Origin of the sequence: Catellatospora bangladeshensis, assembly GCF_016862575.1 — a bacterium.
Classification (GTDB): Bacteria; Actinomycetota; Actinomycetes; order Mycobacteriales; family Micromonosporaceae; genus Catellatospora; species Catellatospora bangladeshensis.
In genome coordinates this window covers 52,286-77,739 of record NZ_BONF01000008.1, presented here as the reverse complement: position 1 = coordinate 77,739, position 25,454 = coordinate 52,286, and the positions used below count along the sequence as shown (strand labels likewise).

The following is a 25,454-nucleotide window of genomic DNA, read 5'->3' as shown; positions in this document are numbered from 1 at the left end:
GAGGAAGGGCACCTTCTTAACGCCGTCGACGCCTTCCCGTCCCAGGGAGGGAGCCGTGCGTGCCGAATGCGAACAGCGCATGACAGACTGGCTCACCGTGAGGCTCTACGACTGCCGCAACGTCGTCGAACGTGATCGGGGAATCCAGGCCGCGATCGACGCCGTCTCCTCCGGGGACCTTGTGGTCCTGCCGACCGACACGGTGTACGGCATCGGTGCCGACGCCTTCAAACCCTGGGCGGTGACCAACCTGCTCAGTGCCAAGGGCCGGGGCAGGCACATGCCGCCGCCGGTGCTCGTCGGCTCCCGGCACACCCTCGACGGGCTCGTCATGCGGCTGCCCTCGGTGGCCCGCGACCTGGTCGAGGCGTTCTGGCCCGGCGCGCTGACCATCGTCGTCGAGCAGGCGCCGAGCCTGCAGTGGGACCTGGGCGAGACCGGCGGCACCGTCGCCGTGCGCATGCCCCTGCACCCCGTCGCGCTCGAAGTGCTGCGCAAGACCGGCCCGATGGCGGTGTCCTCGGCCAACCTGACCGGCCAGGCCGCCGCGCTCACCGCAGAGCAGGCCCGCGACCAGCTCAGCTACAAGGTCAGCGTGTACCTGGAGGCGGGGGAGTGCCCCAGCCCGGTGCCCTCGACCATCGTCGACGTGACCGGCGAACGCCCGCGCGTGCTGCGCGCCGGCGCGATCAGCCTCGACCAGCTGCGCGAGGTCGCCGCCGACATCACGGCCCCGGAGGAGGCGTGATGGCCCCGTTCACGGTCCTGCACGTCTGCATGGGCAACATCTGCCGCTCCCCGATGGCCGAGCGCCTGCTCGCCCTCGCCGTCCTCGAGCAGGCCGGCGACGCGGCCACCGACCTGGTGCTGTCGCACTCGGCAGGCACCGGCGGCTGGCACGAGGGCGAGGAGATGAACCCGCCCGCGGCCCGCCAGGTGCGCTCACGCGGCGGCTCGCCGGACGAGTTCGCCGCCCGCAAACTGCGCGCTGAGCACATCGAGGCGGCGGACCTGATCCTCACCGCCACCGCCGACCAGTACGACTACGTCACCGCGCTGCGCCCCGACGCCGCCGACCGCACCTTCGTCCTCGGCGAGTTCGGCCGCCTCCTCCCGTCCGTCGACCTCGCTGCGCTCCCCACCGCCGCCCGCACCCCCGACGCCGTCTACGAACGCGGCGTCGCCCTCGTCGCGGCCGTCGCCACCGCCCGCAACGGCGACCCCGCCGAGCCCAAGGACGACCTCGACGACCCCTGGGGCCGCGGCGACCAGGTCTTCTCCCGCATAGCCGACGAGATCCAGGCCACCCTCACCCCCCTCACCACCGCCCTCCTCCCCACCCCATCCGCGTGACCCTCCCCACCCCCGCCGCCCTGCTGGTTGATCATGAACTTATGGCACGGTTGGGCGGCGTGTCGTGCGCACAGACTCCTGATGACCTTGAGGCGTGATGCTTGGTAAGCGGCTGACCTTCCTGCCGTTCATGCTCGGGGTCACCGCGGCGGTGGCCGTGGTGGCGCCGCTGGTGGCGTACATCGCGGTCAGCCCGGCGGCGGCGCTGGGTGTGCTGGCCGGGGTGGGGCTGGTGGGGCTGAGCTACCTGCTGTCCAGCTTCGTGATCGCCTGGGCGGATTCGATCAACCCGAAGATGGTGCTCAGCGTCGGGCTGCTCATGTACGGCATCAAGTTCACTGTGCTGTTCCTGGTGCTCGCGGTGATCGCCAAGACCGGCTGGGCCGGCCTCAAACCGATGGCGATCGGCATCGGCGTGGCCGCCGTGGCCTGGACCATCGGCCACGGCTGGTGGCTCTGGCACGCCCGCATCCCCTACATCGACGACCCGGAGCAGTAGTCGATCAGGAAACTGTGGCCGCGACACACCGTCGAGCCGTGCCATAAGTTCATGATCAACCGGAATCTGCCCCGCCGGGGGTCAGCCGAAGAGGGGTGGGCGGCAGGGGTCTTTGACGCTGCCGGAGATGAGGTTGTCGCCCTCGGTGTCCTTGCGGGACGTGCGGGACCAGTCGACGACGGTGCGGTATGTGCCGGAGCGGCAGGAGAGGCTGACGGTCTTGGCGTTGTATTTCAGTTCCGCCGCGTAGGTCTGCTTGCCCTTGAGGGTGTGTGTGGCTGTGGCCACACTGCGCCATTTCTCACCGTCCTGCTTCTCCAGGCGGATCTTGATGGTGAGCTTCTCGGCGCCGGGGGTGGCGCATCGATAGCGGACGCGGCCCGCGAAGTTGGCACGCTTCTCGTCGGCCTTCGGGCCATCGACGATGACCGTGCAGTGCACGGGCTTGGACTGTTGCCCGTCGTCGTTGCCGCGCGGCTCACAACCGGCGCTCAATGCTGTGAGCAGCATGAGAATTACAGGTATCGTGGCCTTGCGCATGGTCGCACCGCCGTGGGGGAGACGAAGGGTGACTGCTCCATCACAGCGGTTCGGCGCGGTTAAATCAACATCGATCTCACCCTTGCGCGAGATGACGTAGTCCCGACCAGGTGATGAACATCGCTCGCGTACGGGGGGTGCGTCGCCCGCTGCACGGGGTGGCTGATATTGTTCGCCGCGTCATGGCCGATGACCAGCCTCCGAAGCGCCCTCAACAGGGCGCCGATGCGGGTTGGGCGGCCATCGGGTATCTCCTCAGCGGCATGCTGGTCTGGGGAGGGGTCGGATGGCTCATCGATAAGTGGCTGGGACTTCCGAACGTCGGGCTGTTGATCGGGTTGATCGGCGGCGGGGCCGCCGGGGTCTTTCTGATCATTAAGCGACTGGACGGGTGACCGTGCCCGATCGACGGAGGATGACAGGTTGATTACGCAGCCGGGTTTCCTTGCCTCGGAGTTCCCCCCTGGCGTGGAGAGCTTCGACTACAAGAGCCTGATCCCGTCCCTCGACGGCACCACCTGGGGCCCCGCCTTCACCAAGCTGACCCTGCTGGTCTGGCTGGCCGTCGCCATCGTCATCATCTTCTTCCTGGTCACGTACCGGAACCCCACCCTCGTCCCCACCAAGAAGCAGTGGCTGGCCGAGTCGGTGTACGGCGTGGTCCGCAACAACATCGCGACCGACATCATCGGGCCGCAGGGCGTGCGCTTCGCCCCCTACCTGGCCACGGTCTTCCTGTTCGTCTTCGTGACGAACCTGTGGAGCATCGTCCCGCTGGCGCAGATCTCGCCGAACTCGCACCTGGCGTTCCCCGTCGTGCTCGCGGTGCTGACCTGGTTCATCTACATCGGCATCGGCGTCAAGAAGCACGGTCTGCTGGGCTACCTCAAGCACTCCACGGTGCAGCCGGGCGTGCCGTGGTGGGTGCACCCGATCCTGATCCCGATCGAGTTCCTGTCGAACCTGATCCTGCGCCCGATCACGCTCGCCGTCCGTCTCTTCGCGAACATGTTCGCCGGCCACATGATCCTCCTGGTGTTCACCCTGGGCGGCGTGGCGCTGTGGAACGCGGGCCCGCTGCTGCTGAAGCCCGCCGCGCTGGGCAGCTGGGCGTTCGCCATCGTGATGACCCTGTTCGAGCTCTTCATCCTGAGCCTGCAGGCGTACGTCTTCACGCTGCTGTCGGCGACCTACTTCCAGAGCTCGATCGCTGACGAGCACTGAGACAGGGCGCCCACCCGGCAACCCCGCGCCGAAGCCCGGCGCGAACACCCCTTGGCTTACCGATCAACAACTGAAGATCGCTCGTACCTGTAATCAAAAACGTGCGCGTGACTGGCACGCGTCGAACTCAGGAGGAATCCAACATGACCGGCAGCCTTAACGTCATCGGCTACGGCATCGCCGCCCTCGGCCCGGGTATCGGCGTGGGTCTGGTCTTCGCCGCCTACATCCAGGCGACCGCCCGTCAGCCCGAGAGCGCCGGCCTGACCCGGACCTACATGTTCATGGGCTTCGCGGTCGTCGAGGCGCTGGCCCTGCTGGGCCTGGTCCTCGCGTTCGCCCTCTAGTAGCGGTCCTGACGCCGAGACGATCCGGTGACCGGTCCATGCGACCGGTCACCGCCGAAGGGGAGTGACCAATGAACATCGCAAGTAACGCGCCGGCGGGCGAAGAGTACTTCGTGCTCGGTGTGCCGCTGGCTGAGGTGATCGTCGGCCTCGTCGCCTTCGGTGTCCTGCTGTTCGTGCTGACCAAGTTCGTGTTCCCGCGTATGGAGAGCATGTTCCAGCAGCGCGTGGAGGCCATCGAGGGTGGTCTCGTCAAGGCGGAGAAGGCTCAGGCCGAGGCGGCCGCCCTGCTGTCGCAGTACAAGGCGCAGCTGGCGGAGGCCCGCACGGAGGCCGCGCGCATCCGTGACGAGGCTCGTGCCGACGCGGAGGGCATCCGCACCGACGTGCTGGCCAAGGCTCGCGAGGAGTCGGACCGCATCATCGCGGCCGGCCGCGAGCAGCTGGCCGGCGAGCGGGCCAGCATCGTCCGCGAGCTGCGCGGCGAGATGGGCGCGCTGGCGGTCAGCCTGGCCGGCAAGATCGTCGGCGAGTCGCTGGAGGACGAGGCCCGTCGCCGCGGCACCGTCGAGCGTGCCCTGGCCGAGCTCGACACCGCCGGAGCGCGTTGATGCAGGCGGCAAGCCGAGAGTCGTACACCGCGGCCCGGGCGGCGCTGGAGGCCTCCGCCCGGGGTGCCGGTGCGGCCGCCACCGCGGTGACCGCGGAGGAGCTGCTGGCCTTCGCGGACCTGCTGGGCCGGGAGCCGCGGCTGCGCCGCGCGCTGTCGGACCCGTCCCGCCCCGGTGAGCAGCGCGCCGAGCTGGTCGGCTCCCTGCTGTCGGGCAAGATCAGCGCGGGTACCCTGGAGCTGGTCAAGGTCCTGGCGTCCGGCCGTTGGTCGGCCGCGGCGGAGCTGCTGGACGGCGCCGAGCGCCTGGGCGTGGACGCGCTGCTGGCCTCGGCCGAGCTGTCCGGCGACCTGAGCGAGGTCGAGGACGAGCTGTTCCGCTTCGGGCAGATCGTCGCCGGGAGCCCGGAGCTGGCCGCGAGCATCGGTGAGTTCACCGTGCCGGTGGCCAAGCGCGCCGAGCTGGTGCACGGCCTGCTGGACGGCAAGGCCAAGCCGGCGACGGTGAGCCTGGCCGAGCTGGCGGTGCGGGGCTTCGGCGGCCGCTCCTTCGGCAACGGCCTGACCCGCCTGGTGGAGCTGGCGGCCGAGCGCCGGGAGGCGCAGGTCGCCTACGTCACCGTCGCGCAGGCGCTGACCGAGGCGGAGGAGGCCCGGCTGGCCTCGTCGCTGTCCGCCATCTACGGCCGTCAGGTCTCGGTGAAGGTAACCGTCGACCCCGCGGTGCTGGGTGGGCTGAGCGTGAAGGTCGGCAGCGACCTGTACGACGGCACCATCGCACGGCGGCTGGCCGCAGTCCGCAACGCGCTCGCCGGCTGACGAGCGCCTGATCATCACCGAACCTGACTTGACAGTCACGACACCGATAGGAAGCTGAGGATGGCCGAGCTGACCATCTCGTCCGAGGAGATCCGTGGAGCGCTTGAGCGTTTCGTCTCCTCGTACGCGCCCGAGATCTCCCGCGAGGAGGTCGGCGTCGTCACCGAGGCCGGTGACGGCATCGCCAAGGTCGAGGGTCTCCCCTCCACCATGGCCAACGAGCTGCTGGAGTTCGCCGACGGCACCCTGGGTGTCGCGCTGAACCTCGACGTCCGCGAGATCGGTGTCGTCGTCCTGGGTGCCTTCGAGGGCATCGAGGAGGGGCAGCCGGTCAAGCGCACCGGCCGCGTGCTGTCGGTGCCCGTGGGCGACAAGTTCCTGGGCCGCGTGGTGAACCCGCTGGGTGCCGCCATCGACGGTCTGGGCGAGATCGAGAACGAGGGCTTCCGCGAGCTGGAGCTGCAGGCTCCGAACGTGATGGTCCGCAAGTCCGTGCACGAGCCGCTGCAGACCGGCATCAAGGCCATCGACGCGATGACCCCGATCGGCCGTGGCCAGCGTCAGCTGATCATCGGTGACCGCAAGACCGGCAAGACGTCGGTGGCGCTGGACGCGATCATCAACCAGCGCGAGAACTGGAAGTCCGGCGACCCGAAGAAGCAGGTCCGCTGCATCTACGTCGCCATCGGCCAGAAGGCGTCCACCATCGCGTCCGTCAAGGGCACGCTGGAGGCGGCGGGCGCGATGGAGTACACCACCATCGTCGCGTCGCCCGCGTCGGACCCGGCCGGCTTCAAGTACCTGGCGCCGTACGCCGGTTCGGCCATCGGCCAGCACTGGATGTACGCCGGCAAGCACGTCCTGATCGTGTTCGACGACCTGAGCAAGCAGGCCGAGGCGTACCGCGCCGTGTCGCTGCTGCTGCGCCGCCCGCCGGGCCGTGAGGCGTACCCGGGTGACGTCTTCTACCTGCACTCCCGCCTGCTGGAGCGCTGCGCGAAGCTGTCCGACGAGCTGGGCGCGGGCTCGATGACCGGTCTGCCGATCATCGAGACGAAGGCCGGTGACATCTCGGCGTTCATCCCGACCAACGTCATCTCCATCACCGACGGCCAGATCTTCCTCGAGGAGGGTCTGTTCAACTCGGGTGTGCGTCCGGCGATCAACGTCGGCACGTCGGTCTCCCGGGTCGGTGGCGCCGCGCAGGACAAGCCGATGAAGAAGGTCTCCGGCCGTCTTCGCCTGGACCTGGCGCAGTTCCGTGAGCTGGAGGCGTTCGCCGCCTTCGCCTCTGACCTGGACGCCGCGTCGCGTGCCCAGCTGGACCGTGGTGGCCGCCTGGTCGAGCTGCTCAAGCAGCAGAACTTCTCGCCGTACCCGGCCGAGGAGCAGACCGTCTCGATCTGGGCCGGCACCGAGGGCAAGCTCGACGACATCCCGGTGAAGGACGTGCGCCGCTTCGAGGGCGAGTTCCTGCAGCACCTGCGTGCCTCGCACAGCGACCTGCTGAAGAGCATCGCGGGCGGCACCTGGAACGACGACATCGCCGGCCGTCTCGACAAGATCATCGCTGAGTTCAAGGAGGGCTTCCTGCCCGCCGAGGACAACATCGTGATCAACGAGGCGCCCGCTGACGCGCTCGAGGGCGACGAGGTCACCGAGACCGTCACCCGCATCGTGGACGAGAAGAAGTAGCCATGGCCGGGTCGGTACGAGTTCTTCGACGGCGGATCCGCGCGACCCGCTCGACGAAGAAGATCACCAAGGCGATGGAGCTGGTCGCGACCAGCCGCATCGCCAAGGCCCAGGCCCGGGTCGACGCGTCGCTGCCGTACGCCAACGCCATCACCGGCGTGCTGACGGCACTCGCGTCGAACACCAACGCCCAGCATTCGCTGCTGGTGCCGCGGGACCCGGAGCACCGGGCCGGTGTGCTGCTCATCACGAGTGACCGCGGCCTGTGCGGCGGCTACAACGCCAACGCGATCAGGCTCACCGAGCAGCTGATCGCGCGGCTGAAGGCCCAGGGCAAGCAGGTCGCGCTGTACGTGATCGGCCGCAAGGGGATCAGCTACTACACCTTCCGCGGGCGCGAGCTCGCCGGGAGCTGGAGCGGCTTCTCCGAGCAGCCGCGCTTCGAGGACGCGCGCCGGGTCGGCGAGACGCTGATCCAGGCGTTCGTGCACGGGGCGGACGACAGCGTGGACCACGCGGGCGCCGACGGCGTGCTGGGCGTGGACGAGCTGCACATCGTCTACACCGAGTTCAAGTCGCTCATGACGCAGAACGCCAGCACGAAGATCTTCGCGCCGATGCAGGTCGAGGAGCGCGCGGGTAACAAGGGCGAGCTGCTGCCGGCGTACGACTTCGAGCCCAACGCGGAGGAGCTGCTCGACGCGCTGCTGCCGAAGTACATCAACACGCGTATCTACGCGGCGTTGCTGGACTCGGCCGCCAGCGAGTCGGCGTCTCGCCGCCGGGCCATGAAGAGTGCGACGGACAACGCCGAAGAAATGATCAGGTCGCTGACGCGGGAGATGAACTCCGCGCGCCAGGCCGCGATCACCCAGGAAATCAGTGAGATCGTCGGCGGCGTGGACGCGCTGGCGGCGGCGGGGAGTGAATGATGACTGCTACCGAAACCAAGGCGGGCGTCGGCCGAGTCGTCCGGGTCATCGGCCCGGTCGTCGACGTCGAGTTCCCGCGCGACGCGATGCCCCCGATCTTCAACGCGCTCAACGTCGACGTGACCCTCGCCGAGGGCACCAAGACGCTGACCATGGAGGTCGCGCAGCACCTCGGCGACAACGTCGTGCGTGCCGTGTCGATGCAGCCGACCGACGGCATGGTCCGCGGCGCGTCGGTGAGCGACACCGGCACCCCGATCAGCGTGCCGGTGGGCGACGAGACCAAGGGCCGGGTGTTCAACGTCCTCGGTGACTGCCTCAACCTGGCCCCGGGCCAGAAGCTCGAGGTCGCCGAGCGCTGGCCGATCCACCGCAAGCCTCCGGCGTTCGCCGAGCTGGAGCCGAAGACCGAGATGCTGGAGACCGGCGTCAAGGTGATCGACCTGCTCGCCCCGTACGTCAAGGGCGGCAAGATCGGTCTGTTCGGCGGCGCGGGCGTGGGCAAGACGGTGCTCATCCAGGAGATGATCATCCGCGTTGCCCGTAACTTCGGCGGTACCTCCGTGTTCGCGGGCGTGGGTGAGCGCACCCGTGAGGGCAACGACCTCATCCACGAGATGACCGACGCGGGCGTGATCGGCGACACCGCGCTGGTCTACGGCCAGATGGACGAGCCCCCGGGCACCCGTCTGCGGGTCGCGCTGTCGGCGCTGACCATGGCCGAGTACTTCCGCGACGTGCAGAAGCAGGAGGTGCTGCTCTTCATCGACAACATCTTCCGCTTCACGCAGGCCGGTTCCGAGGTGTCCACCCTGCTCGGCCGTATGCCGAGCGCCGTGGGTTACCAGCCGACCCTCGCCGACGAGATGGGTGAGCTCCAGGAGCGCATCACCTCGGTGCGGGGCCAGGCCATCACCTCGCTGCAGGCCATCTACGTGCCCGCGGACGACTACACCGACCCGGCGCCGGCGACCACCTTCGCCCACCTGGACGCGACCACGAACCTCGAGCGCAAGGTGTCCGACAAGGGCATCTACCCCGCCGTGGACCCGCTGGCCTCGTCCTCGCGAATCCTGGCGCCGGAGTACGTCGGTGCGGAGCACTACGCCGTCGCCTCCGAGGTGAAGCGGATCCTGCAGAAGTACAACGACCTGCAGGACATCATCGCGATCCTCGGTATGGACGAGCTCTCCGAGGAAGACAAGATCACCGTGGCGCGGGCCCGCCGGATCGAGCGGTTCCTGTCGCAGAACACCTACGCGGCCAAGCAGTTCACCGGTGTCGAGGGTTCGACCGTGCCGGTGAAGGAGACCGTCGAGGCGTTCAAGAAGATCGCTCAGGGCGACTACGACCACGTCCCGGAGCAGGCCTTCTTCATGTGCGGTGGCCTCGACGACCTCGAGAAGAACTACCGCGACCTGACCAAGTAAGCCGGTCCGGTCCACCCGAGGCTCCTCTTCCGCTCCGGCGGGGGAGGAGCCTCGCCGTTTTTGTCTCGTTATGCACTTCATGGTGGCGAAACAGTGGCGTACGGCGGCGCGGTGGGCGCGCTGGAGTGTTCTGACCGGTACGGCGCTGATGCTGCTCAGCGGAGCCTCGCTGGTGACCGTGGACCGGGTGCTGGCCCGCTACGAGAGCGCCATCCACAACGAGGACCTGTTCGGCGACCAGACGGGCCCGGCCCGGCCGCGCCCGGAGGACATCAAGGGCCCGCTGAACGTGCTGCTGGCCGGCATCGACCCGCGGCGCGGCGACCCGACCTGGATCCCGCGCGCCGACTCCGTGCTGGTCATGCACGTCCCCGCGGGGCTGGACCGGGGCTACCTGTTCTCCCTCCCGCGTGACCTGCTGGTGGCGATCCCGCCGTTCCCGAAGTCGGGTTACGCGGGCAACGCCCAGGACAAGCTGGCCCACGCGATGTACTTCGGCTCGATGGTGCCCGGCAGCCCCAATGCGAACTACGCGCAGGGCTTCGAGTTGCTGGCCGCGACGGTGAGCCAGTACACCGGCATCGCGCGGTTCGACGCGGGCGCGATCATCGACTTCAGCGGCTTCAAGGACGTCATCGACGCGCTGGGCGGCATCGACATGACCGTCGACGAGCGGGTCGCCTCGATCCACCTGGAGCCGGACGGCGACCCGCGCGACCGGGTCGGCGACAGCTACGTCGGCGAGCAGATGGTGTACGAGCCCGGCCTGCGCCACTTCAAGGGCTGGCAGGCGCTGGACTACGCCCGCCAGCGCTACGTGACCGGCGGCGACTACGCCCGCCAGCGCCACCAGCAGCAACTGGTCCGCGCGATGGTCGCCAAGGGCTTCAGCGCCGACGTGCTGGCCGATCCGCTGCAGCTCGACGCGGTGCTCCGGGCCGCCGGCGACTCGCTGACCTTCAGCGGGCGCGGCCACGGCGTGATCGACTGGGCGTTCGCGCTCCAGGACATCCGCCCGAGCCGGATCGCCATGATCAGGCTGTCCGGCGGCGGGGTGGGCCGCTACGTCCTCGACAAGGACAAGAAAGACGACGAGGGCGACGACGGCGGGGACGACGGCGGCGACGATGACGACGATGACGACAAGAAGGACAAGAAGAAGTCCAAGCCCAAGATGAAGTACCAGTACCTCGGTGAGCAGCTCGACCTCGACGCCAAGCAGTTCCTGGCGGCGGTGTCGGCGGGCGCGGTCGAGAACTACCTCGCCTTCCACCCGGAATTGATCAACAACTAGACTGCCGGGCGGATCACACTGATCCGGTCCTGGTGGGTGCCGTCGATCACCGGCGGTTAGACTCGCTGCACCATTCGCTGCCGCATCCGAGGAGACATCGTGGCCAAGCTGCTCCAGGTCGAGCTCGTCGCCGTCGAGGAGAAGGTCTGGTCCGGGCAGGCCGAGATGGTCATCGCCCGCACCACCGAGGGCGAGCTGGGCGTGCTGCCCAGCCACGCGCCGCTGCTCGGCCAGCTCGCGAACCCGGGCGGCGTGCGGATCATCCTCCCGGGCGGCGAGGAGCTGGCCTACGAGGTGTTCGGCGGCTTCCTGTCCGTCACGACCGAGGGTGTGACGGTGCTCGCCGAGAACGCCCACCCGGTCGCTCCGGCCGCCCGCCACTGAGCGACCAGCGCCGCCCACGACGATGAGGTCGCTGCTCGAAGCAATCGCCATCGGCCTCGTCGTCCTGCTCGCCCTGCTGGCGGGCCTGTTCGTGCGCCGCGAGCTGTTCGCGCGCGGGCACGGCACCGTGGAGCTCTACCTCCGGCTGCGCCAGGCGGCCGGGGGCCGTGGCTGGGCACCCGGCTTCGCCCAGTTCCGCGGGGACGAGCTCCGCTGGTATCGCATGTTCAGCCTCTCCCCGCGCCCGCGGCGCCGCTACGACCGCCGCGAGCTGAAGGTGCTCAGCCGCCGCGCGCCCACCGCCGACGAGGCCGTCCTGGTGCCCGCTGACTGGATCGTGCTGCACTGCGCCGACTCCCGCACCGAGGTCGAGATCGCCATGCCGATGCACACCGTCACCGGCTTCCTCTCCTGGCTCGAGGCCGCCGCCCCGTACTCCATGTGACCACCCCAAGATCGTCCGACTTGCCTGGCAGGTGGGCGTATCTTGCGCGTTCTTTCGCCCATGTGCCTGGCAAGTCGGTGGATCTAGGGGACCGTGCGGCGGTAGCGGCGGCGGGCCAGCGGGACGGCCAGCAGGAGGACGGCCAGGGGCCAGAGCAGGGCCAGGGGGTATGCGGACAGCCCCGTCCCCGGGGCGCCGCTCCAGAGGCCGCGTAGCGCCGCCGCGGTGAGGGTGACCGGGTTCGCCTCCGCCAGCGGGCGCAGCCACCACGGCATCGGGTCCGTCGGGGCCACCGCGCCGGATACGAAGGCCAGCGGGATCAGGCAGGCGTAGACCATCCGCCGGGCCGTGCCGGGGTTGCGCGCGTGCAGCGCGAGCAGTAACGAAGCCCAGGTCAGCGCATACCCGGACAGGAGCAGCAGGCCGAAGCCGGCGGCGGCTGCGGCAGGCCCGCCGTCCACCCGCCAGCCCGCGATCACCCCGGCCGCTGCGCCCGCCGTCACCGTCACCGCGAGCCGGACCAGGTCCGCGGCGGTCGCGCCGGTCAGGACCGCGGCCGAGCCGACGGGCAGCGTGCGGAACCGGTCGACCATGCCCCGCCGCACGTCGACCGCCACGTTCGCGGCGCCCAGCCCGGCCGTCAGCGTCACCGCCTGCACCAGCACGCCCGGCACGAGGAAGTCCAGGTAGCCGGGCACGGCCACCGAGCCGCCCAGCACGTACCCGAAGACCAGGAGCAGCAGCAGCGGCAGCAGCGCCGCCAGGACCAGCGTGCGCGGCGCCCGCCGGGTGCGCAGCAGGCTGCGCCGGGCCAGCTCACTCGCGTCCCGCAGCCCGGCTCCCGCGCCGATCGTCACGGCCGCCTCCCGCCCGCACCGCACTGCGGGCACCGGCCGGGTCGCAGGTCCGCAGCGCGCCGGTTCATCGGCGGGCCTCCTCCTCGGCCTGGGTGGGCGTCACGGCCTGGCCGGTGAGCTTGCGGAACACGTCGTCCAGGCTCGCCCGGTGGATGCCGATGTCGACCGGCTCGATGCCGGCCGCGTCCAGCCGGCGTACCAGCTCGACCAGGGCCTGCGCGCCGGAGGTCACCGGCGCGTGGACCAGGTGCTGCTCCAGCTCGACCACCGCCTGGCCGCCGCAGACCCGGTTGAGCAGGTCCTCGGCGACCTGGGTCTCGGCCCGGTTGCCCAGCACCACCTGCAGCCGCTCGCCGCCGATGTGCCGGGTGAGCTGCTCCGGCGTGCCCCGGGCCAGGGTGCGCCCGTGATCGAGCACCACGATCTGGTCGGCCAGCTCGTCGGCCTCGTCGAGCTGGCGGGTGGCCAGCAGCAGCGTCGTCCCGTCGCGGACCCGCTCGCCGATCACGTCCCAGATGCCCAGCCGGCTGCGCTGGTCCAGGCCCGCGGTGGGCTCGTCCAGCAGCACCACCGACGGCGTGCCCACCAGCGCCCCGGCCAGGTCCAGCCGCCGCCGCATGCCGGGCGGGTAGGTGCTCGCCGGGCGGTGTGCCGCCTCGCTGAGGTGGAGGCGTTCGAGCAGCTCCTCGGCGCGGGAACGGGCCCGGCGGCGGCCCAGCCGGTGCAGCCGGCCGAGCAGCTCCAGGTTCTCGAAGCCGGTGAGGAAGCCGTCCACGGCCGGGCGGGCGCCGCTCACCCCGATCTCGGCGCGCACCTGCGCGGGCTGGGTCAGCACGTCCAGGCCGTTGATGAGGCAGCTGCCCGCGTCGGGCCGGAGCAGGGTGGCCAGGATGCGCACCGCGGTGGACTTGCCCGCCCGGTCGGGACCGAGCAGGCCCAGCACCTCGCCCTCCGGCACGCTGAGCGACAGACCGGCCAGCGCGGTCACCGAGCCGTACCGCTTGACCAGCCCCTCCGCGAGGATCGCAGCGGCCATGGACACACGGTAGTCACGCGTGCGCACGCGCGCGCCGGATCCGCCATTTCAGGCCGAGGCGACCAGTTCCACCTCGTAGCCCTGCTCGTCCTCCAGGTACGCCGCGTAGGTGCCGGGGCCGCCCGCGTGCGGGTGCCGGTCGGGGAACAGCAGCGTCCAGCCGTGCCCGCCCGCCGCGGCCACCAGCCGGTCGACGTCGGCCGGGGTGCCCGCGTGCAGCGCCAGGTGGTTGAGGCCGGGCGCGCACCGCTCGTGCCGGTCGCCGGCCAGGTCGGGAGAGCGCTCGAAGACCACGTACGCCGTGCCGTGGCGCCACGAGACACCACGATCCCAGCGCTGGTGCTCCTGCCAGCCCAGCTCGGCCAGCAGCCAGCCCCAGGAGCGCTCGGTGGCGGCCAGGTCCGGCACCCACACCTCGACGTGGTGCAGGCTCACCGGTTGGCCCCGGGCACCCACTTCACGTCGCCCGCGCCGTTCGAATTAGCGACTCTGGCCAGGATAAACAGCAGATCGGAGAGCCGGTTGAGGTACTGTGCGCTCAGCGGGCCGGTGCGTGCCGCATCCTCGGCCAGCAGCGCGAACGTGGAGCGCTCCGCGCGCCGGGCGACGGTACGGGCCACGTGCAGCAGCGCCGCGCCCGGGGTGCCTCCCGGCAGGACAAAAGAATCCAGTTTGGCCAGGCGCGCGTTGAACTCATCGCACCAGCCTTCCAGGCGGGTGACGTAGTCCTCGGTGACACGCAGCGGTGGGTACTTCGGGTCGGGGGTGATCGGGTTGCACAGGTCGGCGCCCACGTCGAACAGGTCGTTCTGGATCTTCGTGAGCACGTCGCGCACGTCGCCGGCGAGCTCGCCCAGCGCCAGTGCCACCCCCAGCGCGGCGTTGCACTCGTCCACATCGGCGTACGCGGTGATGCGCGGGTCGGTCTTGGCCACCCGCTCGCCGTTGCCGAGCGCGGTCGTGCCGGCGTCGCCGGTCTTGGTGTAGATGCGGGTGAGGTGAACAGCCATGTCGACGAGCCTAATGGTGCCCGGCGGTGGTGATTCCGTCGGCGCGGTGCTGGCGGGCGTCCGGGCGCCAGGCCCGGCTTCTACGATGGCCGACGTGGATGTGATCAGGGTCAAGGGCGGCGTACGGCTGGCCGGCGAGGTCGGCGTGGTCGGCGCGAAGAACTCCGCGCTCAAGCTCATGGCGGCAGCGTTGCTGGCCGAGGGCGAGAGCGTGATCACCAACGTGCCGCGCATCACCGACATCGCGCTGATGGGCGAGGTGCTGCGGCGGCTGGGCGCGGAGGTCGCGTTCGAGGGCGACGAGGTGCGCATCAACGTGCCCGCGGTGCTGCACCCGGAGGCCGACTACGAGCTGGTGCGCCGCCTGCGGGCGTCGATCTGCGTGCTCGGGCCGCTGCTGGCGCGCTGCGGGCGGGTGCGGGTGGCCCATCCCGGCGGCGACGCGATCGGCTCGCGCGGGCTGGACATGCACGTCTCCGGCCTGGCGAAGATGGGCGCCGACATCAGCGGCGAGCACGGCTTCGTGGTCGCCGAGGCGCCCTCCGGCCTGCACGGCGCCAAGATCAGCCTGGACTTCCCGAGCGTCGGCGCGACCGAGAATCTGCTGATGGCGGCGGTGCTCGCGCGCGGCACCACGGTGATCGACAACGTGGCCCGCGAGCCGGAGATCGTCGACATCTGCCAGATGCTGATCGCGATGGGCGCCCGCATCACCGGCGCGGGCACCTCCGAGCTGACCGTGCGCGGCGTGGACCAGCTCCAGCCGGTCCGGCACGCCTCCATCGGCGACCGGATCGTGGCGGGCACCTGGGCCTTCGGCGCGGCGATGACCCGCGGCGACGTCACCGTGCGCGGCGTCGACCCGCGCTGCCTGGAGATCGCCCTGGACAAGATCCAGCAGGGGGGCGGCTCGGTGGACTACGGCCCGGACTGGTTCCGGGTGCGCCAGGCCGACCGCCCGAACGCGGTGGACGTACGCACGCTGCCGTTCCCGGGCTTCGCCACCGACCTGCTGCCGATGGCGATCGGCATGGCCGCGGTCGCCGACGGCGTCTCGCTGATCACCGAGAACATCTTCGACGGGCGGTTCATGTTCGCCGAGGAGCTCAAGCGCCTGGGCGCCGACATCCGCATCGAGGGCCATCACGCCATGGTGCGCGGGCGGGCGAACCTGTCCAGCGCCGAGGTCAGCGCGAGCGACATCCGGGCCGGGGCCGGCCTGGTGATCGCGGGCCTGTGCGGGGACGGGGTCACCACGGTGCGCGCCGTGCACCACATCGACCGCGGCTACCCCGACTTCGTCGCCGACCTGCGCGCCCTGGGCGTCGAGGTGGAGCGCGCCGAGGCCCCGGCTGACCCCGAGTACGGCTTCTGAGCCGATGAGGGAGGCCCCGCCTCGGGCAGGGCCTCCCTCATGCTGAGCCGGGTGCCGGCGGCGCTGACGGCATCCGGGGTCTAGCGGGTCTCGCCGACCACCCTGCGGGCGCGATGCACCTCGTCGGCGAAGACCAGGACCCGGATGCGCCCGTCGGGCGCGGTGGCGAGCGTGGCGCGGATGCCCACGCTGTGCAGGTGATCGCGGATCAGCGCGGCGTCCGCGAGCGTACGGGCCACGGCGGCGCTGGCCAGCAGGCCGTAGTCGTCAGGGACCGGCGCGACCGGGGCCGGTGTCTCCGCTTCGCGCTGCATACCGCGGTGCAGCACCACGGCCAGGACCGCGATCGTGAGGATCGCGACCATCGGGCCGGCGAGATAAGCACTAGCAGGCATGATCTAAGTCTGCACCCGGCGGAGGCGGTCGCGAGGCCGTTCGCGGGCTCCTGAGCGATCGTTTAGGCTCGACTGCGGCCGCCGCGACACCGGCGGCCGGTGAGCGCGCCGGAGCGGCCGCCCGCAGCTCGGCGGAGACCGAGCCCCGGGGCCGCGGAGCGGGCTCCGTCAGGCAGCGACACGACTCGTGTCCGGCAAGCGGGAGGCAGGGCAATGGCAGGGAAGCTCGCGGTCATCGGAGCGGGACTCATGGGCGCCGGCATCGCCCAGGTGGCGGCGCAGGCCGGCTGGCAGGTGACGCTGCGCGACCTCGACGACGCGGCCACCGGGCGCGGCCTCGACGGCATCCGCACCTCGCTGAGCCGGTTCGCCGCCAAGGGCACCATCACCGAGCAGGACGCCCAGGACGCCCTGGGCCGCATCACCACCACCACCGACCTGGAGGCCGCCGCCGAGGCCGACGTGGTCATCGAGGCCGTCTTCGAGAAGCTGGAGATCAAGCAGGAGGTGTTCCGGGCGCTGGACCGCATCTGCAAGCCCGACGCGGTGCTCGGCACCAACACCTCGGCCATCCCGATCACCCAGATCGCCGCCGCCACCCAGCGGCCCGAGATGGTCGTCGGCACCCACTTCTTCTCGCCCGTGCCGATGATGAAGCTGTGCGAGCTGGTCCGCGGGCACCGCACCAGCGACGAGACGCTGGCCACCGCGCGCGCGTTCGCCGAGGGCATCGGCAAGACCTGCATCGTGGTCAACCGCGACATCGCCGGCTTCGTCACCACCCGCCTCATCGCGGCGCTGGTCGTCGAGGCGGTCAAGCTCGTCGAGTCCGGCGTGGTCAGCCCCGAGGACCTGGACGTCGCCTGCAAGCTGGGCTTCGGCCACGCGATGGGCCCGCTGGCCACCACCGACCTGACCGGCGTGGACATCCTGGCGCACGCCGCCCGCAACATCTACACCGACACCGCCGACCCGAAGTTCTTCCCGCCGGAGCTGCTGCAGCGCATGGTCACGGCCGGCGAGCTGGGCCGCAAGTCGGGCAAGGGCTTCTACACGTACTGAGCCGTCTCCCGGCGTCGGCCCGTCCGGTCCTCCGGGCGGGCCGACGCTGTCAGGAGCGGGGCTCGGCGAGGGTGTGGCCGAGGAAGTCGAAGGCGGCCGGGGTGACGGAGTTCCAGTACGTGCGGGTGTGGCCGCCCTCGGCGTACGCCGTGCGCGCGCCCGGGATCGCCGCGCCGAGCGCCTGCACGTCGCCGTAGAAGTCGTCCTGCTCGCCGCACCACAGCGCGACGGGCGTCCCGGCCAGCCCGGCCGCCCCGGCGAACACCCGGTCACCCTGACTGACCGCGGGGGAGAACGCCGCCACCGCCCGGAACCGGCCCGGCTGCTCCTGCGCCAGCCGCAGCACCCCGTACCCGCCCATGGACCAGCCCCAGAGCGCCACGCGGGTGGTGTCGAAGCCCCGCTCGGCGCACCATGCGGGCAGTTCCTGGTACGCCATGCGCTGCGGGTCGTCCGCACCGGACGGCTCCCAGCGCAGCCGCCCGCCGGTGGCCCCGGCCAGCACGAACGGCGGCACGCCGCGGCGTACCGCATCGCTGAGGAACCGCCCGAACCCGAAGCCGGGGAAGCTCGCCGCGGTCGCCGAGGCGCCGTGCAGCACCAGGCACAAGGGCAGCCCGCGCCCGTCGCCGTGCCCGGCGGGCACCGCGGTGTAGAAGTCGACCGCCTGCCCCCGCGCGGCGGACTCGCGCTGCTCCAGCCGCTCGTCGCCGAGCGGCGCGTCGGGGATGAGCGCGGCGGCGGTCTCCTGGTCGTCCGGGCCGCCGAACTTCCACAGCAGGGCGCCGCCGAGCGCCGCGGCGCCGACGGTCACCCCGGCGGCGAGCCCCAGCGCCCGGCGGCGGTCCATCAGCCCTCCCGCTTGGTCGTCCAGCGGAACCCGAGCAGGCACAGGATCAGGCCGCCGACGCACCAGGCGGCGAGCACCAGGGCCACCCTGGGCAGCTCGTACGACCCGGCGACCTCCTGCGACGCGAAGGACTCGGGCAGGAAGACGCTGCGCAGGCCCTGGCACATCCACTTGAGCGGGAACAGCGCGGCGAACTGCTGCATCCAGTGCGGCAGGTCCTTGTACTCGAAGAACACGCCGGAGGTGAACTGCAGGATCAGCGCGATCGGGGTGACCACGGCGGGTCCGGCCCGGCCGGTCTTGGCCACGCCGGAGAACGCGATGCCGCACAGCGTGCACGAGATCAGCCCCAGCACGCTCACCCAGAAGAACGTGAACCACTTCTGCCCGGTGTCGGGCAGGTGGATGTCGTAGAAGGCGACCGCGACGGCCAGCAGCATCACGATCGAGATCAGCGCGAGCGCCGCCACACACAGGATCTTGCCGGCGAAGAACACCCACTTCGGCATGGGCGTGCCGCGGTAGCGCTTGAGCACGCCCCGGTCCCGCTCGATCGGGATGGTGATGGCCAGGTTCTGGAACCCGGTGGCCATGATGCCCGAGGCGATCATGCCGGTGACGAAGTACTGCGAGAGTGTGACCTGGGGGATCTCGCCCGGCGGGGTGATGATGATGTTCCCGAAGATCGACCCGAAGATGAACATCAGCATCACCGGGAACAGCAGCGTGAAGACCAGCGACTCCCGGGTCCGCACGAACTGCTTGAACTCGATGCCGCCCTGGGCCAGGGCCAGGTTGAGGCTCACGGCTGCTCTCCCGTCTCGCCGATCATCTTCAGGTACACGTCCTCCAGCGTGGGCCGGGTGACGGTCAGCTCGGGCACCTCGCCGCCGAACGACGCGGCGAGCCGCTGCACCGCCTCGGTGGGGCGGTCGGTCTCCTCGGTGCGGGTGCCGTTCTCGTCGCGCCAGCTCACCGTGGCGGTGGCCAGGTGCCGCCCGCCCAGCTCGGCGGGGGTGGACACGGCGATCATCGCCCCGTGCGCGATCACGCCCACCCGGTCGGCCAGCGCCTCGGCCTCGTCCAGGTAGTGCGTGGTGAGCAGGATCGTGGTGCCGGTGTGCGAGAGCTGCCGGATCAGCTCCCAGAACTCGCGGCGCGCGGCCGGGTCGAAGCCGGTCGTCGGCTCGTCCAGGAACAGCAGCTCGGGCTGGTTGACGATGCCGAGCGCCACGTCGAGGCGGCGCTTCTGGCCGCCGGAGAGGGTGTGCGTGCGCGAGCCGGCCTTCTCGGTCAGGCCCACGCGGGCGATGACCTCGTCGGGGTCGGCCGGGTTGGGGTAGAAGCGGGCGAAGTGGCGCACCACCTCGCCGACCTTCAGCTCGTCGAACTCGCCCGTGCCCTGGAGCACGATGCCGACGCGGCGGCGCCAGTCCTGGTCGGCCTTGGCGGGGTCGACGCCGAGCACCGTCACGTCGCCCGCGTCGCGCTGCCGGAAGCCCTCGAGGATCTCGACCGTGGTCGTCTTGCCCGCGCCGTTCGGGCCGAGCAGGGCGAACACCTCGCCCCGGCGTACGGCCAGGTCGACGCCCGCGACGGCCACGTTGTCCGCATAGGACTTGCGCAGCCCGGAGACGCTGATGGCCAGCTCTTCGTCAGTCACACCGGCACCCTACGCGAGCCGCGCATGCACCCCGCTCGGCCGTGTGTGGCGGTGACACATGACCCAGTGACATTGTTCACCGGCACAAGTTACTGAACGTTCACTTAGCATCGGCGTATGGAGCAGCCTCGCCTCGCTGACCGGGATCGCCCCTGGGTCATGCGCACGTACGCCGGCCACTCGCACGCGGCCGCGACCAACGCGCTCTTCCGGCGGAACCTGGCCAAGGGCCAGACCGGCCTCTCCGTCGCCTTCGACCTGCCCACGCAGACCGGCTACGACCCCGACCACGAGCTCGCCGCGGGCGAGGTGGGCCGGGTCGGCGTGCCGGTGGCGCACCTCGGCGACGCCCGCGAGCTGTTCGACGGCATCGACCTCGCCGCCGCCAACACCAGCATGACCATCAACGCCACGGCGATGTGGCTGCTCGCCCTCTACGTCACCGTCGCCGGCGAGCAGGGCGCGTCCCCGGAGTCGCTGGCCGGGACCACGCAGAACGACATCATCAAGGAGTACCTGTCGCGCGGGACGTACATCTTCCCGCCCGGCCCGTCGCTGCGCCTGACCACCGACGTGGTCGCCTGGACGGTGGCCAACGCGCCGTCCTGGAATCCGGTGAACATCTGCTCGTACCACCTCCAGGAGGCCGGGGCGACGCCCGTGCAGGAGGTCGGCTTCGCGCTGGCCACCGCCGTCGCCGTGCTGGACCGGGTGCGCGACGGCGGCCAGGTCGCGCCCGAGCGCATGGGCGACGTGGTGCAGCGCGTCTCCTTCTTCGTCAACTCCGGCGTGCGCTTCGTCGAGGAGATGGCGAAGATGCGGGCCTTCAGCCGGCTCTGGGACGAGATCACCCGTGAGCGGTACGGCGTCACCGACGCCAGGCAGCGCCGCCTGCGCTACGGCGTGCAGGTCAACTCGCTGGGGCTGACCGAGCCGCAGCCGGAGAACAACATCGCCCGCATCGTGCTGGAGATGCTCGGCGTCACCATGTCCCGCGACGCCCGCGCCCGCGCCGTCCAGCTGCCCGCCTGGAACGAGGCGCTGGGCCTGCCCCGCCCCTGGGACCAGCAGTGGTCGCTGCGGCTGCAGCAGGTGCTCGCGTACGAGTCGGACCTGCTGGAATACCCCGACCTGTTCGCCGGGTCGCATGTGGTCGAGGCGCTGGTGGACGAGATCGCCGACGGGGCGCGGCGGCAGCTCGCCGAGGTGCTCGACCTGGGCGGCGCGGTCGCCGCGGTGGAGAGCGGTCACCTCAAGAGCGCGCTGGTCGCCTCGCTGGCCCAGCGCCGCCAGCGGATCGAGACCGGGCAGGACGTCATCGTCGGCGTCAACCGCTTCACCGAGACCGAGCCGTCCCCGCTCACCGCGGCCGGGGCGCAGGCGATCGAGCAGGTCGACCCGGCCGTGGAGAAGGCCGCCGTCGAGGCCGTGCAGCGCTGGCGGGCCGAGCGAGACGCCGAGGCCGCCGCCGAGGCCCTCGACCGGCTGCGTGCCGACGCCGCGGGCACCCGCAACCTGATGCCTGCCACCCTGGAGTGCGTCCGGGCCGGGGTCACCACCGGCGAGTGGGCGGGCGTGCTGCGCGAGGTCTTCGGCGAGTACCGCGCGCCCACCGGCCTGAGCAGCGGCGTCTCCGGCGGCGGGGACGGGTCGCTGGCCCAGGTCCGCGAGCGAGTGCACGCCACGGCCCGCGAGCTGGGCCGCCCGGCGCTGCGCCTGCTGGTCGGCAAGCCGGGCCTCGACGGGCACTCCAACGGCGCCGAGCAGATCGCCGTACGCGCCCGCGACGCCGGGTTCGAGGTCGTCTACCAGGGCATCCGGCTGACGCCCGCGCAGATCGTGGCCGCCGCCGTGCAGGAGGACGTCGACCTGGTGGGTCTGTCCGTGCTGTCCGGCTCGCACCTCAACGCGGTGCCCGCCGTCCTGCGCGGCCTGGCCGAGGCGGGCCTGTCCGACCTCCCGGTCGTCGTCGGCGGCATCATCCCCGAGCCCGACGCCGAAGTCCTCCGCGCCGCGGGCGTCGCCCGCGTCTTCACCCCCAAGGACTTCGCCCTCACCGACATCATGTCCGAGTTGGTCACCGTCGTCCGCACCTCCCGCGCCCTGCCGTAGCCCCTGCCAAGATCGCTCGACTTGCCAGGCAGATGGGCGAATGGCGCGTCAAGATACGCCCATCTGCCAGGCAAGTCGGATGATCAAGCGAGGCCCGGCGTGGCCCGGCCCGGCGGGGCGGGGCGGGGTTAGGAGAGGGTGACCGTGGCGGTGGCGAGCATGCCGGCGAGGATGATCAGGCCGATGGCGCCGGGGTCGAGGCGGGCGCCGTAGCGCTGGTCGGCCAGTTCGCGGGCGGGGAGCAGGCCGGACAGCGGGGCGCCGAGCAGGGCGAGCCAGCCGGCCAGCAGGCCGAGCGGGCCGTGACCCTGGAGGAAGACCGCGAGCACGGCGACCACCGCGGCGCAGGCGGCGCCGAGCGCGAACAGCGCCGGCAGGATCAGCGGCGGCAGCTTCTCGCCGCCGTGCCGGGCCCGGTCGATCCGCGCGGCGGCGGCCTCCAGCAGCGCGATCGGGTCGGGGGACGGCGTCGGCGGCTGGTCGGCCAGCGGCACCGGTCCGGGCACCGGGCCCAGGCGGCGGCCCCGGCGGCCGCGGATCTGCTTCAGCTCGTCCCACAGCGCGCCCGCCGCCAGGTCGGTCTGCGCGACCAGCCGCTGGGCGTGCGCGGCCCGCGCCGTCGCGGCGATCACCGCGTCGTCGGCGGCGACCAGGTCGTGGTCGATGGTCGCGGTGCCGTCGGCATGGGAGCTGCCGGCGGCGGTCAGCGCGGTCTCGTGCCGCCGGGACGCGGTGACCAGGTCGGCGACGAGCGCCCGGTAGCGGGTCGCGGGCGTTGTGGTCACGGCGCCACCTCGTACGGGATGATGATCTGCGCCTTGTGCTGCACGGCGCGGTCGAAGTGCAGTGCCCGGCCGGTCCGCGGATGCCAGGCGGGCCCGCCGGGCTGCGGGTAGAGCGCCGCCAGCTCGGGTCCGTGCACGTCCAGCGCCACCCAGGCCCCGATCGCGTCGAAGCGGGCCCCGGGGCCGCCGAGATCGTCGCGCAGCCGCGCCACCGTGCGCCACCAGCAGAGCAGGTGGGTACGCCGTTCCGGCCCCCGGGCCAGCACGGTGCGCAGGTGCTCGTGGCCGCTGGGCAGCCCCGGCCCCGGCTTGGCGGCGAGCCGCCCGGCGACCGCGTCCATGGCGAACCCGAACACGTAGTGCACCTGATCACGTCCGCCTGCGCCCTGCACTCGGCCATCGCCCTGCGCCCCGGCGCCGCTGTGCGGCACTGAGCCGCCGGCCGTCGCGGGACTGCCCTGCGGCGCAGCCGCTCCGGCTGGCGAGCCGGGCTCGGCGCATTCCGCGGCCAGGTCGGCAAGCAGGGCGGTGACGGTTTCGGCGGTGTGCCAGTCGCAGCGGTGGCGGGCGCTCAGCGCCGCGTGCAGCGACTTGGCCGCGGTGGCCGCGTCGGAGTCCAGGCACAGCACGCTGAAGCGGGCCGTGCCGGGGGCGTGCTGGCTGCCCAGCGCGTGGCCGGCCGCGAGCAGCACCGCGCACGCCTCGTCGGCGCGGGTGCCGAGCACCGCGAGGTTGCGCCCCGGGGCGCGGTTCAGCCGCAGCGTGGCCGGGCGGCCGGTGACGTCGATGGTCTCGCCGAGCAGCGCCACCGCGCCGACCGAGGCGGGCAGCTCCGGCGCGGGCGGGGGCGGCAGCAGCGGGAACAGCGGCCGGGCGTCGCCGTCGAAGAGCCGGGGTGGCTCGCCGCCCTCGGGCCGGGCCGACCACAGCTGCTCCTGCAGGCCCACCCAGGTGGCGCGGTCGCCCGCGTCGGGCAGCCGCACGATGGTGTTGGCCGCGGGCACGCCGGAGTCGGCGTTGACGACGGCGTGGCAGCGGGGGATCAGCTCGGCGGCGAGGTTCACGTCGGACAGGATGCGGCGCGCCTTGGGCAGCGCGATACGCAGCGTGAACTGCGCGACGAGCCCGGAGCGGCCCCACAGCGCCTCGATGCCGGACACGTCCTGGCTGGCCAGCACCAGGTGGATGCCCTGCGAGCGGCCCCGGCGGGCCAGGTCCTCCAGCAGGTCGACCGCCTCGGTGGTGACCGCGTCGCGGGCGCCCAGCAGCACCTGGAACTCGTCGATGACGGCGACGATGCGCGGCCAGTTCCCGGCCGGGTCCTCGGCGCGCAGCTCAGCGAGCTTGGCCGCCTCGTGCTGCTTGGCCGCGGCGGCCCGGCGCTTCAGCTCCTCGGCGAGATGGCGCAGCAGCGCCAGGCCGAACTCGCGGTCGCTGTTGACGTTCACCCCGACCAGGCGGACGTGCGGCAGCCAGCTCGGGTCGCGGGTGCCCGGCGCGAACCGGGCGAACGACACGCCCTCCTTGAAGTCGAGCAGGTAGAGCGACAGCTCGCCGGGGGAGTAGCGGGTGGCCAGCGCGGCCAGCCAGCAGTAGAGCAGGTTCGTCTTGCCGGAGCCGGACGGGCCGCCGATCAGGGCGTGCGGCGGGTCGTCGCCGAGCACCAGCTCGACCAGCCGCCCGTCGGTGCCCTCGCCGATGGGCGCGCGCAGCGCGTCGGCCGAGGACTGCTGCCAGATCTCGTCGGGCAGCAGCGCCGCGAACGGCACCGGCGGCGGCCCGGCGGTGGCCTGCTCGGCCAGGGCCCGGCAGACGCCGGTGAGCAGCGGCTGCGCCGGGGCCGGGTCGAGGCGCACCGGCAGCTCGCCGGTGAGGCTGGTCCGGGCGGTGCCGTCGGACCGGACGGTGATCGTCTCCACCCCGTCGCCGGTCAGCTCGATGCCGCGGCTGATCAGGTGTACGCCCGCCGCGACGCCGGTCCGGGCCACCCGGTCCAGCTGGGCCCGCTCGGCCCTGGTCAGCTCGGCGCCGTTCGGGTCGGCCAGCAGCACCGCCACCCGCCACGGCTCCGGGCGGCGTCCGGTCTCGGCGGCCAGCTCGGCGACGCTCAGGTACACGCCGCCGAGCACGTTCTCGTTGATCCGCCGGATCTGCTCGGCGAGGTCGTCCAGCAGCGGCGCGAGACCGCCCGGCCCGAGGAAGGAGATCAGCCCGGCGGGGGACAGCGGGGCGAGCCCGGCGAGCGCGCCGCCGAGCTGGCCCGGGTCGTACACGCTGATCCGCACCGCGCCGGGCGGCACGCTGGCCAGCGCGCGCAGCAGCACCGCCCCGATCAGCCCGTCGGCGGTGCCGGTGGCGTCGCCGGACACGGCCAGGTGCGCCGTGTCCAGCAGCGGGACCAGCGCCGGCACGGTGCGTTCGGCGGCGTGCGACAGCGTGCCGATGCGCAGCAGCCCCGGGGCGAGCCCGGCCTGCTGGTCGGGCTTCATGCCGGGGCGCCACTGCGCCCACGGGCTGCCCGCGGTGCCCGGCGCGGCGGCCTCGGCCAGCCCGGACAGCGCGGCGGTGAGCTTGGCGCCCTCGCGTTCCCAGCGCGCCCGCGCGTCGGCGAGCGCGGCGTCGCGGGCCGCGTCCAGCTCGGCGCGGCGCTTGGGCGCCGAGCGGCGTACCGCGTCGAGCTGGGTGACCGCGGCGACCCGCGCCGCGGCCGTTGCTGCCTGCATGGACCGCGCGGCGT

27 protein-coding genes and 1 pseudogene are annotated in these 25,454 nt (G+C 71.9%); 17 read left to right on the top strand and 11 right to left on the bottom strand.

The features are described from left to right. Positions 1 to 79 precede the first annotated feature (79 nt). From Cba03nite_RS05510 to Cba03nite_RS05500, 3 genes are all read left to right on the top strand, one after another. Positions 80 to 748, top strand: a complete 669-nt coding sequence (locus Cba03nite_RS05510) for an L-threonylcarbamoyladenylate synthase (RefSeq protein ID WP_203742670.1) — start codon at positions 80 to 82, stop codon at positions 746 to 748. Next, complete coding sequence (locus tag Cba03nite_RS05505; protein ID WP_203742662.1) at positions 748 to 1,353, top strand: arsenate reductase/protein-tyrosine-phosphatase family protein; 606 nt, start codon at positions 748 to 750, stop codon at positions 1,351 to 1,353. Before Cba03nite_RS05510 ends, Cba03nite_RS05505 begins: the two co-directional genes overlap by 1 nt. Positions 1,354 to 1,450: 97 nt before the next feature. Next, positions 1,451 to 1,852 carry a hypothetical protein gene (locus Cba03nite_RS05500; protein WP_203742660.1) on the top strand — a complete coding sequence of 134 codons (402 nt, stop codon included), beginning with the start codon at positions 1,451 to 1,453 and terminating at the stop codon, positions 1,850 to 1,852. An 81-nt stretch (positions 1,853 to 1,933) separates the two neighbouring features. On the opposite strand, the gene Cba03nite_RS05495 is transcribed toward Cba03nite_RS05500, so the two are convergent. Further along, entirely contained in the window at positions 1,934 to 2,392 is a 459-nt protein-coding gene (locus tag Cba03nite_RS05495) for a hypothetical protein (protein ID WP_203742658.1), read from the bottom strand. Positions 2,393 to 2,574: 182 nt separating this feature from the next. On the opposite strand from Cba03nite_RS05495, the gene Cba03nite_RS05490 reads away from it, so the two are divergent. The 11 genes and pseudogenes from Cba03nite_RS05490 (at position 2,575) to Cba03nite_RS05440 (ending at position 11,572) form a co-directional block, all read left to right on the top strand. Next, positions 2,575 to 2,787 carry a hypothetical protein gene (locus tag Cba03nite_RS05490; protein WP_203742656.1) on the top strand — a complete coding sequence of 71 codons (213 nt, stop codon included), beginning with the start codon at positions 2,575 to 2,577 and terminating at the stop codon, positions 2,785 to 2,787. Between the two features lie 28 nt (positions 2,788 to 2,815). Further along, positions 2,816 to 3,616 (top strand): F0F1 ATP synthase subunit A, encoded by an 801-nt coding sequence (atpB, locus tag Cba03nite_RS05485; RefSeq protein WP_203742654.1) that lies wholly within the window; start codon positions 2,816 to 2,818, stop codon positions 3,614 to 3,616. Between the two features lie 143 nt (positions 3,617 to 3,759). Continuing rightward, a complete protein-coding gene (gene atpE, locus Cba03nite_RS05480) occupies positions 3,760 to 3,963 on the top strand; it encodes an ATP synthase F0 subunit C (protein WP_203742652.1) in 204 nt (67 codons plus the stop codon). Between the two features lie 134 nt (positions 3,964 to 4,097). Next, positions 4,098 to 4,574, top strand: a pseudogene (locus tag Cba03nite_RS05475) (F0F1 ATP synthase subunit B); the annotation flags it as partial. After that, positions 4,574 to 5,392 (top strand): F0F1 ATP synthase subunit delta, encoded by an 819-nt coding sequence (locus tag Cba03nite_RS05470; protein WP_203742648.1) that lies wholly within the window; start codon positions 4,574 to 4,576, stop codon positions 5,390 to 5,392. The pseudogene Cba03nite_RS05475 and the gene Cba03nite_RS05470, both read left to right, overlap by 1 nt. A 60-nt stretch (positions 5,393 to 5,452) precedes the next feature. Beyond that, entirely contained in the window at positions 5,453 to 7,087 is a 1,635-nt protein-coding gene (atpA, locus tag Cba03nite_RS05465; protein ID WP_203742646.1) for a F0F1 ATP synthase subunit alpha, read from the top strand. Between the two features lie 2 nt (positions 7,088 to 7,089). Continuing rightward, a complete protein-coding gene (locus Cba03nite_RS05460; RefSeq protein WP_203742644.1) occupies positions 7,090 to 8,019 on the top strand; it encodes a F0F1 ATP synthase subunit gamma in 930 nt (309 codons plus the stop codon). Beyond that, positions 8,016 to 9,449 carry a F0F1 ATP synthase subunit beta gene (atpD, locus tag Cba03nite_RS05455; protein ID WP_371821385.1) on the top strand — a complete coding sequence of 478 codons (1,434 nt, stop codon included), beginning with the start codon at positions 8,016 to 8,018 and terminating at the stop codon, positions 9,447 to 9,449. Before Cba03nite_RS05460 ends, atpD begins: the two co-directional genes overlap by 4 nt. Positions 9,450 to 9,528: 79 nt before the next feature. Then, positions 9,529 to 10,743, top strand: coding sequence for an LCP family protein (locus Cba03nite_RS05450; protein WP_203742640.1), 1,215 nt, complete (start codon positions 9,529 to 9,531; stop codon positions 10,741 to 10,743). Between the two features lie 99 nt (positions 10,744 to 10,842). After that, the gene (locus Cba03nite_RS05445) at positions 10,843 to 11,127 is read left to right on the top strand and encodes a F0F1 ATP synthase subunit epsilon (RefSeq protein WP_203742638.1); all 285 of its coding nucleotides are present in this window, start codon (positions 10,843 to 10,845) and stop codon (positions 11,125 to 11,127) included. Between the two features lie 22 nt (positions 11,128 to 11,149). Next, complete coding sequence (locus Cba03nite_RS05440; RefSeq protein ID WP_203742636.1) at positions 11,150 to 11,572, top strand: DUF2550 domain-containing protein; 423 nt, start codon at positions 11,150 to 11,152, stop codon at positions 11,570 to 11,572. 83 nt (positions 11,573 to 11,655) lie between these two features. Here Cba03nite_RS05440 and Cba03nite_RS05435 read toward each other — a convergent pair whose 3' ends face one another. From Cba03nite_RS05435 to Cba03nite_RS05420, 4 genes are all read right to left on the bottom strand, one after another. Then, on the bottom strand, positions 11,656 to 12,429 hold the full coding sequence (locus tag Cba03nite_RS05435; RefSeq protein WP_203742634.1) for an ABC transporter permease: 774 nt from the start codon (positions 12,427 to 12,429) through the stop codon (positions 11,656 to 11,658). Positions 12,430 to 12,493: 64 nt separating this feature from the next. Then, complete coding sequence (locus tag Cba03nite_RS05430) at positions 12,494 to 13,465, bottom strand: ATP-binding cassette domain-containing protein (protein WP_203742614.1); 972 nt, start codon at positions 13,463 to 13,465, stop codon at positions 12,494 to 12,496. Between the two features lie 48 nt (positions 13,466 to 13,513). Beyond that, positions 13,514 to 13,900, bottom strand: a complete 387-nt coding sequence (locus Cba03nite_RS05425) for a VOC family protein (RefSeq protein ID WP_346112138.1) — start codon at positions 13,898 to 13,900, stop codon at positions 13,514 to 13,516. Then, positions 13,897 to 14,475, bottom strand: a complete 579-nt coding sequence (locus Cba03nite_RS05420) for a cob(I)yrinic acid a,c-diamide adenosyltransferase (RefSeq protein ID WP_203742603.1) — start codon at positions 14,473 to 14,475, stop codon at positions 13,897 to 13,899. The genes Cba03nite_RS05425 and Cba03nite_RS05420 overlap by 4 nt, the downstream gene beginning before the upstream one ends. 13 nt (positions 14,476 to 14,488) lie before the next feature. On the opposite strand from Cba03nite_RS05420, the gene murA reads away from it, so the two are divergent. Then, complete coding sequence (murA, locus tag Cba03nite_RS05415; protein WP_373315731.1) at positions 14,489 to 15,850, top strand: UDP-N-acetylglucosamine 1-carboxyvinyltransferase; 1,362 nt, start codon at positions 14,489 to 14,491, stop codon at positions 15,848 to 15,850. A gap of 80 nt (positions 15,851 to 15,930) precedes the next feature. Here murA and Cba03nite_RS05410 read toward each other — a convergent pair whose 3' ends face one another. Beyond that, entirely contained in the window at positions 15,931 to 16,245 is a 315-nt protein-coding gene (locus tag Cba03nite_RS05410; protein ID WP_203742593.1) for a hypothetical protein, read from the bottom strand. A 213-nt stretch (positions 16,246 to 16,458) separates the two neighbouring features. On the opposite strand from Cba03nite_RS05410, the gene Cba03nite_RS05405 reads away from it, so the two are divergent. Then, positions 16,459 to 17,307 carry a 3-hydroxyacyl-CoA dehydrogenase family protein gene (locus Cba03nite_RS05405; RefSeq protein ID WP_203742591.1) on the top strand — a complete coding sequence of 283 codons (849 nt, stop codon included), beginning with the start codon at positions 16,459 to 16,461 and terminating at the stop codon, positions 17,305 to 17,307. A 49-nt stretch (positions 17,308 to 17,356) separates the two neighbouring features. Here the strand turns inward: Cba03nite_RS05405 and Cba03nite_RS05400 are convergent, their stop codons facing one another. Genes Cba03nite_RS05400 through Cba03nite_RS05390 form a run of 3 tightly spaced genes read right to left on the bottom strand, consistent with a single transcriptional unit; the run spans position 17,357 to position 19,820 of the window. Next, positions 17,357 to 18,157: an alpha/beta hydrolase-fold protein gene (locus Cba03nite_RS05400; RefSeq protein WP_203742589.1), complete on the bottom strand. Its 801-nt coding sequence runs from the start codon at positions 18,155 to 18,157 to the stop codon at positions 17,357 to 17,359. Further along, positions 18,157 to 18,963 carry an ABC transporter permease gene (locus Cba03nite_RS05395; protein ID WP_203742588.1) on the bottom strand — a complete coding sequence of 269 codons (807 nt, stop codon included), beginning with the start codon at positions 18,961 to 18,963 and terminating at the stop codon, positions 18,157 to 18,159. Before Cba03nite_RS05395 ends, Cba03nite_RS05400 begins: the two co-directional genes overlap by 1 nt. After that, the gene (locus Cba03nite_RS05390; RefSeq protein WP_203742587.1) at positions 18,960 to 19,820 is read right to left on the bottom strand and encodes an ABC transporter ATP-binding protein; all 861 of its coding nucleotides are present in this window, start codon (positions 19,818 to 19,820) and stop codon (positions 18,960 to 18,962) included. Before Cba03nite_RS05390 ends, Cba03nite_RS05395 begins: the two co-directional genes overlap by 4 nt. Positions 19,821 to 19,937: 117 nt before the next feature. Here Cba03nite_RS05390 and Cba03nite_RS05385 point away from each other — a divergent pair, with 117 nt between their 5' ends. Then, positions 19,938 to 21,932 carry an ethylmalonyl-CoA mutase gene (locus Cba03nite_RS05385; protein WP_203742585.1) on the top strand — a complete coding sequence of 665 codons (1,995 nt, stop codon included), beginning with the start codon at positions 19,938 to 19,940 and terminating at the stop codon, positions 21,930 to 21,932. A 128-nt stretch (positions 21,933 to 22,060) separates the two neighbouring features. Here Cba03nite_RS05385 and Cba03nite_RS05380 read toward each other — a convergent pair whose 3' ends face one another. Then, the gene (locus Cba03nite_RS05380; RefSeq protein WP_203742583.1) at positions 22,061 to 22,717 is read right to left on the bottom strand and encodes a hypothetical protein; all 657 of its coding nucleotides are present in this window, start codon (positions 22,715 to 22,717) and stop codon (positions 22,061 to 22,063) included. Continuing rightward, positions 22,714 to 25,440, bottom strand: a complete 2,727-nt coding sequence (locus tag Cba03nite_RS05375) for an FtsK/SpoIIIE domain-containing protein (protein WP_203743256.1) — start codon at positions 25,438 to 25,440, stop codon at positions 22,714 to 22,716. Before Cba03nite_RS05375 ends, Cba03nite_RS05380 begins: the two co-directional genes overlap by 4 nt. Positions 25,441 to 25,454: the final 14 nt, after the last annotated feature.